11 protein-coding genes are annotated in these 10,000 nt (G+C 61.1%); 10 read left to right on the plus strand and 1 reads right to left on the minus strand.

Going from position 1 to position 10,000, the window contains the following annotated elements:
• Positions 1–176: 176 nt before the first annotated feature.
• The 7 genes from ribB (at position 177) to LDL37_RS11600 (ending at position 6,975) form a co-directional block, all read left to right on the plus strand.
• Complete coding sequence (gene ribB / locus LDL37_RS11570; RefSeq protein ID WP_290798342.1) at positions 177–1,316, plus strand: 3,4-dihydroxy-2-butanone-4-phosphate synthase; 1,140 nt, start codon at positions 177–179, stop codon at positions 1,314–1,316.
• Between the two features lie 84 nt (positions 1,317–1,400).
• On the plus strand, positions 1,401–1,871 hold the full coding sequence (locus LDL37_RS11575; protein ID WP_013480399.1) for a 6,7-dimethyl-8-ribityllumazine synthase: 471 nt from the start codon (positions 1,401–1,403) through the stop codon (positions 1,869–1,871).
• Positions 1,864–2,397, plus strand: a complete 534-nt coding sequence (gene nusB, locus LDL37_RS11580; RefSeq protein WP_126423818.1) for a transcription antitermination factor NusB — start codon at positions 1,864–1,866, stop codon at positions 2,395–2,397. The genes LDL37_RS11575 and nusB overlap by 8 nt, the downstream gene beginning before the upstream one ends.
• Positions 2,398–2,404: 7 nt before the next feature.
• On the plus strand, positions 2,405–3,367 hold the full coding sequence (thiL, locus tag LDL37_RS11585) for a thiamine-phosphate kinase (RefSeq protein ID WP_290798345.1): 963 nt from the start codon (positions 2,405–2,407) through the stop codon (positions 3,365–3,367).
• A 262-nt stretch (positions 3,368–3,629) separates the two neighbouring features.
• The gene (locus LDL37_RS11590; protein ID WP_126423816.1) at positions 3,630–4,040 is read left to right on the plus strand and encodes a hypothetical protein; all 411 of its coding nucleotides are present in this window, start codon (positions 3,630–3,632) and stop codon (positions 4,038–4,040) included.
• A gap of 232 nt (positions 4,041–4,272) precedes the next feature.
• A complete protein-coding gene (locus LDL37_RS11595; RefSeq protein ID WP_290798349.1) occupies positions 4,273–6,423 on the plus strand; it encodes a sodium-translocating pyrophosphatase in 2,151 nt (716 codons plus the stop codon).
• 318 nt (positions 6,424–6,741) lie between these two features.
• Positions 6,742–6,975: a hypothetical protein gene (locus LDL37_RS11600; protein WP_290798352.1), complete on the plus strand. Its 234-nt coding sequence runs from the start codon at positions 6,742–6,744 to the stop codon at positions 6,973–6,975.
• 62 nt (positions 6,976–7,037) lie between these two features.
• On the opposite strand, the gene bamE is transcribed toward LDL37_RS11600, so the two are convergent.
• The gene (bamE, locus tag LDL37_RS11605) at positions 7,038–7,529 is read right to left on the minus strand and encodes an outer membrane protein assembly factor BamE (RefSeq protein ID WP_290798355.1); all 492 of its coding nucleotides are present in this window, start codon (positions 7,527–7,529) and stop codon (positions 7,038–7,040) included.
• A 115-nt stretch (positions 7,530–7,644) separates the two neighbouring features.
• On the opposite strand from bamE, the gene LDL37_RS11610 reads away from it, so the two are divergent.
• The 3 genes from LDL37_RS11610 to plsX form a co-directional block, all read left to right on the plus strand.
• On the plus strand, positions 7,645–8,244 hold the full coding sequence (locus LDL37_RS11610; RefSeq protein ID WP_290798358.1) for a ubiquinol-cytochrome C chaperone family protein: 600 nt from the start codon (positions 7,645–7,647) through the stop codon (positions 8,242–8,244).
• A 3-nt stretch (positions 8,245–8,247) separates the two neighbouring features.
• Complete coding sequence (locus LDL37_RS11615; protein WP_290798361.1) at positions 8,248–8,784, plus strand: YceD family protein; 537 nt, start codon at positions 8,248–8,250, stop codon at positions 8,782–8,784.
• Positions 8,785–9,026: 242 nt separating this feature from the next.
• Positions 9,027–10,000, plus strand: a 974-nt coding sequence (gene plsX, locus LDL37_RS11620) for a phosphate acyltransferase PlsX (RefSeq protein ID WP_290798364.1), incomplete at its 3' end; no start/stop codon positions are given.

Raw genomic sequence — 10,000 nt, forward strand, 5'->3', positions numbered from 1 at the left:
TGGCGCGAGACGCTCTAGAGCGAAATGACTTTAGATGGAAACGCCATTTCGCTCTAAATTTTTGTTTTGTCGCGATGTTTTTGCAGAAAACCGCTCACACTTTTCCGCACATCGCTCTAAATTCGCGCCCCCTGTTTCTACGCTCCTGTGAGGGGGCGTACTCGTAAGAGATACCCATGACCTTCAACCGTATCGCCACCGACCTCAACCCGGTCAGCTCCGAAAGCCCCATCTCGACCATTGAGGATATTCTGGAGGACGCCCGCAATGGCCGCCCCTATATCCTCGTTGATGCCGAGGACCGCGAAAACGAGGGCGACATCTGCATCCCGGCCCAGATGGCGACGCCGGACGTGGTCAACTTCATGGCGCGCTTCGGGCGCGGCCTGATCTGTCTGGCCATTACGGGGGAGCGCTCGCGTCAGTTGCGCCTGCCGCCGATGGCCGCTGAAAACGGCGCGCGCAACGGCACAGCCTTCACGGTGGCCATCGAGGCCAAGGACGGCATCACCACCGGCATTTCGGCGCACGACCGCGCCCGCACCATCGCCGTGGCCATCGACCAGACCAAGGGCTATGACGATATCGTCAGCCCCGGCCACGTTTTTCCGCTGGTGGCGCGGGATGGCGGCGTGCTGGTGCGCGCCGGTCATACCGAGGCCGTGGTTGATATTTCGCGCATGGCTGGCCTTTATCCGGCGGGCGTCATCTGTGAGGTGATGAACGACGACGGGACGATGGCGCGCCTGCCTGACCTGATCAAATTCGCCCAGACGCATGGCCTGAAGATCGGCACCATTGCCGACCTGATCGCCTATCGTCGCCGCACGGAGCGCTTTGTCGATCGCGTAATGGAAAAGCCCTTCGAAAGCCAATGGGGCGGTCAGTTCCGCCTGTTCGTCTATCGCAACCGCCTCGATCAGGGCGAACATATCGCGTTGGTCAAGCATCAGCCGGTGCCGAACAAGGCGACCCTGGTGCGGATGCATCAGCTCGATGTCGCCGCCGACGTGCTGGGGGCCTCGGACGGTCGCGCCGGGCTGGTCGAACAAGCGATGAAGGCACTGGCGGCCTATGATGGCCCGGCGGTGATGGTCATGCTGCGCGATCTCGACCCCAAGGTGATTTCCAACCGCTTTTCCGCCGACGAAGCAGGTACGCCTCAGCCGCGCGGCCTGCGTGACTATGGCGTTGGCGCGCAAATTCTGCTCGATCTGGGGGTGCGTGACATGATCGCCCTGTCGGATTCCAAGCCTAAGCCTGCCGCGCTGGAAGGCTACGGGCTTCAGATTATCGACTGGAAACCGCTAAGCTAAACACACGCCGTCGTGAGATTTGGCTTTTTATGTTCTCGATAAGCCAGTAAGTACGGACTGAACCTGTCCTCAAGGATTGAACTCTTGACCATTGATACCCCCCTGCGCATCCTCATCGTCGAAAGCCGTTTCTATGAGGATATTTCCGATGAGCTGCTGGCCGGTGCCAAGGCGGCGCTGGAAGCCTATGGCGCGGAATATGACGTGATCACCGTGCCGGGAGCGTTTGAAGTGCCGGGCGCCATCGCCATGGCCGAAGACGCCTCTCAGGGCCCCGCCGGGCGCAAATATGACGGCTATGTCGCGCTGGGCTGCGTCATCCGTGGCGAGACGACCCACTACGATTATGTGTGCGAAGAATCGGCGCGTGGTCTGATGGACCTGACGCTGAAACAGCTTCTGTGCATCGGCTACGGCATCCTGACCGTCGAGGACGAGGATCAGGCCTGGGCCCGCGCCCGCCGCTCGGAAGGCGACAAGGGCGGCACGGTCGCCAAGGTGGCGCTCGACATGATCGCCCTGAAGAAGGCCCTGCGCGGAGGCAACCATGGTTGATCCGCTGAGCCTGAAGTCCGTCATTGAGCAACTGAACGCCAATGAGGCCGCCGAGTCCGGGCGTCTGTCGCTTAAGGAAAAGCGCGCCCGCACCGTGGCGCGTCTGGTACTGGTACAGGCTCTCTATCAGATGGAAATTGCCGGGACGGGCGTTGAGTCGGTCATCCGCGAATTTGCCGACTTCCGCTTTGATGGCCACATCGAAGGCGAGGGCGGTGAGGAACAGCGTCTGGGTACGGCCGATGAGGCCTTTTTCGCTGACGGTCTGCGCACCATCGTCAAGGCTCAGGCCGAAATCGATGTGCTGATCGCCGAGCGTCTGGCCTCCAACTGGCGTCTTGACCGCATCGACACCACGCTGCGCGCCATCCTGCGCGCCGGGGCGTGGGAACTGAAATTCCGCCCGGATGTCGCCGTCGAGGTGGTGATCAACGAATATGTCGAGATCGCCAAGGCCTTCTTCGGCAATGAAGAGGCACGGTTCGTCAACGGCGCCCTGGACGGCATCGCCAAGGACGCGAGGTAAGCCTCTCATGACCGGCGACAACAGCGAATTCAGCGTCATCGACCGGTTGTTCAAGCCTCTGGCCGGACTGAATGCCGAAGCGCGCGGTCTTATCGACGACGTGGCCGTGCTGGGCGCGCGCGAAGGCTATGACCTCGTGGTCACCACCGACGCCATGGTCGAAGGGGTGCACTTCCTTTCGACCGATCCGCTCGATCAGGTGGCGCGCAAGCTGTTGCGGGTCAATATCTCTGACCTCGTGGCCAAGGGGGCCGACCCCTATGGCTATCAACTCCTGACCGCCTGGCCCAAGGGCATGGCCTATGAGGGCAAGGCGGCCTTTGCGGCGGGCCTGCGCCTCGATCAGGATGAATTTGATTTCGACCTGTTCGGCGGAGACACGGTTTCGACCGAAGGTCCGCTGCTGCTCAGCATTACCGCCTTCGGTCACGCGCCCGTAGGCCGCACCCTGTCGCGCGCCGGCGCGCGGGCGGGGGATCATGTGCTGGTTGGCGGCTTTATCGGCGACGCACATCTGGGCCTGCGCGTGCTGCGCGGGGAGTTCGACGAACTGTCTCAGGCGCACAAGGCGCATCTGGTGCAGGCCTATCGCCTGCCGCAGCCGCGCGACGATCTGGCCGAGGTGGTGCTCGACCACGCCCATGCCTCAATGGACGTCTCCGACGGTCTGATCGCTGATGCCCTGCATATGGCCAGAGCCTCTGAGGTGGCGCTTGTGATCGACCTCGACCGCGTACCGACTTCGGCCGCGGCGCGCGCCGCCATCGCGCTGGGGGCCGATGTAACCGATCTGATCACCGGCGGCGACGATTACCAGATTCTGTGCACCGCCAATGCGACCGGGGCCGAGGCTCTGAAGGCCGCCGGTTTCTATGAGATCGGCCATTGCAAAGCCGGAACCGGCGAGGTCTCGGTCATCAGCGGCGGCAAGGTCATCGAGATCGAGGATAAGGGTTGGGTCCACGTCTGAGGCCTGGAAGAGTCTCTACGGATGCCCCGCATGTGTGCCAAGCTTTGTTAGAGAAACCACAGATTGCACAGATTGCACAGATTGGCGCTTTGCGCCGTGGAGCCCCCGGAAGTGGTCGCTTGCCATTTGAAACGTATAATCTGTGAAATCTGAGCAATCTGTGGTTCTCAAAACCATCTGCACAAAGGCATTTCTGAGGGCGTTCCGCACGAAACCGGGCCTCCTAAACGGCTTCTAAACCGTTTTCGCCTACACTCAGGACATGACCCAGACCCGACGCCTTTTGCTCAGCACGCTCCTGTGCGCCTTCGCCATGCCTGCACTGGCCTCCGAAGCCAAGAAGGAGGGCGGTGAGCCTTATGTCAAGCTGGCCCCCGTGGCCCTGCCGGTCACCGAGAATGGCCGCGTCATCAACTATCTGTTTGTGACCCTGCGTATCAATCTGACGGCCAAGGCCGATGTCAATGCGCTGCGACTCAAGGAACCCTATTTCCGCGACCTTCTGATCCGTGCAGCGCACAAGCAAAGTTTCGCGCTGCCGAACAAGCGCGACACGCTGGACGAGGCGCGTTTCAAAAAGGTGATGATTCCGGAATTTACCAAGATCGCCGGGGCTGGCAATATCGAAACCTTGGAAATACTGGCGCAAAACCCCAAGAAGTTGATGAACTGACGGTGTGTCGCCACCGCTGATCCAGCAAGTTTTCACGGGTTTGTGAAGTCTGAATACCGGTTGCGGCGCAATAAATGTGCGACATTTTGCGGCGATTACTTTCGCAATTACCTAACTTGCACCTGTCTGAAAGTTGCGGCACTCTCCTGACCTTGCCGGGAGGGGTATGGACGTGCCTGCCCGGCACGCGCGTCACCCGGCGCGCCACAACAGATAACGACAGGGGTTTGGTATGACGTCATGGATAGGGCTGGTCATAGCGGCTGGCGTGTTAGGTTTGGTGTATGGGGTCGTTCAGACCCTCAGTCTGCTTAAAAAACCACAGGGCAATGCCCGGATGCAGGAAATCGCTGCGGCGATTCAGGAAGGGGCCGGGGCCTATCTCAAGCGGCAATATACGACCATTGCCATTGTGGGTGTGGTCATCTTCATCGCGGCCTTTCTGGTGCTGGGCACCTATGCCGCCGTTGGCTTCCTGATCGGCGCGGTCCTGTCCGGGGCGGCGGGCTTTGCCGGGATGCTGATTTCGGTGCGCGCCAATGTGCGTACCGCCGAAGCCGCCTCGCACAGTCTGCAACAGGGGCTGAACCTCGCCTTCGGGGCCGGGGCTGTGACGGGCCTGTTTGTCGCGTCGGGCGCGCTTTTGGGCGTCGCGGGTTATTACTTCATCCTGACCGATGTGCTGGGCCTTGAGGCCACCAGCCGACCGGTGATTGACGCCCTCGTGGCGCTGGGCTTTGGTGCGTCGCTGATCTCGATTTTCGCGCGTCTGGGCGGCGGTATCTTCACCAAGGGGGCCGATGTCGGCGGCGACATGGTGGGCAAGGTCGAGGCGGGCATCCCCGAAGACGACCCGCGCAACCCGGCCACCATTGCCGACAATGTGGGCGACAATGTCGGCGACTGCGCCGGTATGGCGGCGGACCTGTTTGAAACCTATGCCGTGACGACTGTGGCCACCATGGTGCTGGGGGCGATCTTCTTTGCGGGCACGGCTCTGGTCGGGCCAATGATGCTGCTGCCGCTGGTCATCTGCGGCGCGTGTATCATCACCTCTATCATCGGCACCTTCTTTGTCCGTCTGGGCAAGGACAACCACATTATGAACGCCCTGTATAAAGGGCTGATTGTCACCGGTGTGTTGTCCATCGGCGCGTTGGCGGCGGTGATTGAACTGGTGATCGGCTTCGATACCCCCATCACCTATGCGGGTGCGCCGGCGGGCTTTACCGGCCTGACCCTGTTCTGGTGCGGCCTGATCGGGCTGGCGGTTACGGCGGGCTTCATCGTCGTCACCGAATACTATACCGGTACGGGCAAGCGGCCCGTGGTGTCGATCGCGCAGGCCTCGGTCACCGGGCACGGCACCAATGTCATTCAGGGGCTGGCCGTTTCGATGGAAGCCACGGCCATTCCGGCCCTGATCATCGTGGGTGGCATTATCGGCTGTTACCTGCTGGCCGGGCTCTATGGCATCGCCATTGCTACCACCACCATGCTGGCCCTGGCCGGGATGATCGTGGCGCTCGATGCTTTTGGGCCGGTCACCGACAATGCCGGGGGGATCGCCGAAATGGCGGGCCTCGACAAGGCGGTGCGCCACACCACCGACGCGCTGGACGCCGTGGGCAATACCACCAAGGCCGTCACCAAGGGCTATGCCATCGGTTCGGCCGGTCTGGGGGCGCTGGTTCTGTTTGCCGCCTACACGTCGGACCTCAAATATTTCGCGGCCAATGCAGCGCCGGGCTCCTTTTTCGAGGGGCTGGGCGAACTGACCTTCTCCCTGTCCTCGCCGTGGGTGGTGGTGGGCCTGCTGATCGGCGGCCTTTTGCCCTATCTCTTTGGCGGCATGGGCATGACGGCGGTCGGCAAGGCGGCGCAGGCCGTGGTCGAAGAGGTGAGGCGTCAGTTCCGCGAAGACTCCGGCATCATGGCCGGGACGTCCAAGCCCAACTATGGCCGCGCCGTGGACATGCTGACCAAGGCGGCCATCCGCGAAATGGTCGTGCCCTCCCTGCTGCCGGTTTTGTCGCCTCTGGTTCTGTTCGGGATCGTCTATGCCATAGGCGGCGCGGTCCCGGCCTTTGAAGCGCTGGGGGCCATGCTGCTGGGGGTCATCGTCACCGGCCTGTTCGTCGCCATTTCGATGACGTCGGGCGGCGGGGCCTGGGACAACGCCAAAAAGTCGTTCGAGGATGGCTTTGTCGATAAGGACGGCGTGCGTCACCTCAAGGGCTCTGAGGCGCACAAGGCCTCGGTGACCGGCGATACGGTGGGCGACCCGTATAAGGACACGGCGGGCCCGGCGGTCAATCCGATGATCAAGATCACCAATATCGTCGCGCTGTTGCTGCTGGCTGTGCTGGCGCATGTAGTCTGATCACTGGAGGGCGGCGTTCGCGTGAGCGCCGCTCTCTCCCCAAATGCCCACGGATAGACCGAGCGTGGGGCAGGCCTTTCAGGGGAAACCAAAGATTTCACAGATTTCACAGATTATGCGTTTCAAATGGCAAGCGATCGCTGCCAGATGTCCAACGGCGCGAAGCGCCAATCTGTGAAATCTGTGAAATCTGTGGTTCTCAAAAAATGTCGTCATGAGCGGAAGTGACGCTTACTGTCTCCATACCCTTCGTAAGGATGTTCGTTTATATACGACGTTATGAACCTATACACTTCCAAGCATTGATGATGGGGTTGCATGAAGCAAATAGAGAAGGTCTATATTCTGCATCACCTCCGCGAGGATGACGAATATGGAGATGATGCGAAGCTGATCGGTGTTTACCGGTCCGAGGACGCTGCTCGATTAGCCATTTTCCGCCTCAAAGACAAACCGGGATTCCGCGACCACTCAAAAGGTTTCGGCATAGACGAATATTACCTTGACCGAGATCACTGGATCGAAGGGTTTGAGACAACAGGTGAGAAGTAAAATTAAACAAAAACCCCTCCGGCACGGTCTCCGGGGGGGGTCATATCCATACGACACCAAGACTATTCGCGACGGCGCTGGCCGCCCGGATTGGTGTCTTCGTCGTTGGTAATCGTCTGGCGGCCGACATTGCCGAGGATCTGCTCCAGCGCTGTCAGTTCACGGCCGCGGGTCGGCGTCTTGTTGGGGTTCAGCGCGATGTCACGGCTATCGGCCAGCGACAGGGTCTTCACGTTTTTGACCGCCTGCGTCTCCTTGTCGAATTCGACGATGGTGACGCTGCGCGAGGTCAGGGTCGCGGGCTTATAAGTCATTTTCGAGGTCGTCTGCGTGATATAGTACCACACGCCGGGGTCGAAGGTGGCGACCTGAGACGGAGAGCCGAACTTGGTACGCACGCTGGTCTGCGTATCCTCACCCACCTTGATGTCGGTGGCGGGATTGGCTTCGATGGCGAGATAGCCCTGACGCGAAACGCTGGGGGCGCAGGCGCCAAGCGTGGAAGCGGCGGCGGCAACGGCGGCGAGAGCCAGAAGGGTGGACGGCTTGATCATCAGGTTCCGTTCGGGTTTGACCTTGGGTGCCAGACTGTTTAGTGCAATCTTGGGGCCGAATGAAGGCCATAAATATTCCGGCTTGGCAAGAACGCAAACGGAGACGGGGACGTAAATGCTCGACAAATTCCTCAGCTCGCTCGGCGAAAGTCTGGGTTTGAAAAAGCCCAGCCCGACGCGCGTGGCCGGCGAAGCCCTTTATGCGGCGGCCGTGGCGCAGTCGCGTCAGGTCGTTTTCTATACCGATTACGGCGTGAAGGATGAGATTGGTGCGCGATTCGAGCTTCTGGTGCTGCATGTCGTCCTGCTGATCAACTGCCTGAAATCGGACGACGAACACTATCGCGAAACCTCTCAGGCCTTGTTCGATTCGCTGCTACTGGCACTGGACGATACGCTGCGCGAACAGGGGGTGGGCGACCTGACCGTGCCGAAAAAGATGAAAAAGCTCAGCCAGCAGGTCTATACGCGGCTGGTGCGCTGGAACGAAATCTGGGACGAGGCGGGCGCAGAGGACGCGACCGCCGCGCAGGCCGATTACCTGCTGCGCACCGTCTATGCCACGGATGAGGCGCCGGACCCGCAGGCCCCCCTGTGGGCGGCGGGCCTGAGCGCCTATATGAATGAGGTCCGCGTGCAGGTGCGCGCAGACAAATTGCTGGCCGGTGAGGTAAACTGGCCGGATGTAACGCGTTTAAATACCAAGGAGAACTGAGCCATGACCGAAGCCGATGCCCCGCTGTGGACGCACACTGTGCGCTTTGACGAGGCCTTTCGCGGGCTCGACCTGACCCTGATGGCCGATGAGGCGCGCCGCACGCTGATTGCCGAAAACTTCGGCATGATCGAATTGCACGACCTGACGGCAAAGGTCACGACGAAAGGCCGCAAATTGCCGGGCAGCGATGAGGTGATCGTTGACGTCGATCTGAGCGGTGAGGTGACGCAGGAATGCGGCGTGACGCTCGATCCCTTCCGTCACCCGATCGCGGCGCGCATCGACGTCGTGGTGGTGGCGCAGGCCCGCAAAAGCAAGGCCGACGACGAAGAGACGGAACTGAGCGTCGAAGACCTTGATGTGCCCGATGTGGCCGTCAATGGTCAGATCGATGTCGGTCAATACGTCATCGAAGCGCTGGGTGAAGCCTATGATCCCTTTGCGCGCAAGCCCGGTGCCGTGTTCGAGGAACCGGATCAGCCCAAGGAGCCGTCGCCTTTCGCCGTGCTGTCGCGCCTGAAGGGCGATGACGCCTGAACGGGCGATCTGAAAAAGCATCTTGATAAGTTCGGCGGGGGCGTTATCGTCCGCCGCCTCGGGGACTCGCTTTATTTCCACCTTCCGGCCGTGCGCTGGAGGGTCTATAAGGGCGGCCCTGGCACCTTTGTGAGGTCTTAGAGCGTCCCTTGTCTTCCCCTGATCCTATTTCGCCGTCCGAAACGCCTGTGGGAGGCATAGGCGTCGCCCCTGAGGGCACAGTTGTCATCGCAATCGATGCCATGGGCGGTGATCATGGCCCTCGTGTGACTGTGCCGGGTACGGCAGAAGCGCTGAAGCGCGACGGTTCGGGCCGGTTGCGCTTTCTGCTGCACGGTGATGAGGCGTTGATTGCGCCAGAACTGGCCAAATGTCCGGAACTGAAGGCCGTTGCCACCATTGTCCACACTGATCAGTCGGTGGCGATGGACGAAAAGCCGGCTCAGGCCCTGCGTCGCCGGACAACCAGCCTGTTTATGGCCATTTCATCGGTCAAAAACGGTGCGGCCCACGCGGTCGTCTCGGCAGGGAACACCGGCGCGCTGATGGCGCTGTCGAAGATGATCCTCAAGATGATTACCGAGGACCTTGAGCGTCCGCCGATTGCCTGTTCGTGGCCGAATGCCAAGGGCGGTATGGGAACGGTGCTCGATGTCGGGGCCAACGTGACCTCAGACGCCAATCAGCTGATCGAATTCGCCGTCATGGGCACGGCCTTCCACCGCGCCGTGCGCGGCAAGGAGAGACCCACGGTCGGCCTGCTGAATGTTGGCTCCGAGGACGTCAAAGGCCATGAAGAGGTGCGTGAGGCGCATCGTCTCCTGCGCGAAGGCGTGGACGGCATCAATTACTACGGGTTTGTCGAAGGCGACGATATCGGCAAGGGCACGGTGGACGTAGTCGTCACCGATGGCTTTACGGGCAATATCGCGCTGAAAACCGCCGAAGGCACCGCCAAGTTCGTCAAAAACCTGTTCAAGGACGCGCTGACCTCCTCATTGCTGTCCAAGCTGGGGGCGCTTCTCGCCGCGTCGGCGCTGCGGGCTATGGCCAAGACGGTCGATCCCGGCGCGGCCAATGGCGGCCCGCTTCTGGGGCTCAACGGTATCGTGGTCAAAAGCCACGGTGGGGCCGAGGCCTGGGCCTATTCCAATGCCGTGAGCGTCGCCATTTCGCTGGCCGCCAGTGCCTATGCGACGGACATCCGCAAGGCGCT

Origin of the sequence: Asticcacaulis sp. (assembly GCF_020217185.1) — a bacterium.
Taxonomy (GTDB): Bacteria; Pseudomonadota; Alphaproteobacteria; order Caulobacterales; family Caulobacteraceae; genus Asticcacaulis.

Excerpts from the sequence above, each read along its gene's own strand:
- ribB (WP_290798342.1), top strand. The coding sequence starts at position 177 with ATGACCTTCAACCGTATCGCCACCGACCTCAACCCGGTCAGCTCCGAA.
- nusB (WP_126423818.1), top strand. The coding sequence starts at position 1,864 with ATGGTTGATCCGCTGAGCCTGAAGTCCGTCATTGAGCAACTGAACGCC.
- thiL (WP_290798345.1), top strand. The coding sequence starts at position 2,405 with ATGACCGGCGACAACAGCGAATTCAGCGTCATCGACCGGTTGTTCAAG.
- LDL37_RS11590 (WP_126423816.1), top strand. The coding sequence starts at position 3,630 with ATGACCCAGACCCGACGCCTTTTGCTCAGCACGCTCCTGTGCGCCTTC.
- LDL37_RS11595 (WP_290798349.1), top strand. The coding sequence starts at position 4,273 with ATGACGTCATGGATAGGGCTGGTCATAGCGGCTGGCGTGTTAGGTTTG.
- LDL37_RS11600 (WP_290798352.1), top strand. The coding sequence starts at position 6,742 with ATGAAGCAAATAGAGAAGGTCTATATTCTGCATCACCTCCGCGAGGAT.
- bamE (WP_290798355.1), bottom strand. The coding sequence starts at position 7,529 with ATGATCAAGCCGTCCACCCTTCTGGCTCTCGCCGCCGTTGCCGCCGCC.
- LDL37_RS11610 (WP_290798358.1), top strand. The coding sequence starts at position 7,645 with ATGCTCGACAAATTCCTCAGCTCGCTCGGCGAAAGTCTGGGTTTGAAA.
- LDL37_RS11615 (WP_290798361.1), top strand. The coding sequence starts at position 8,248 with ATGACCGAAGCCGATGCCCCGCTGTGGACGCACACTGTGCGCTTTGAC.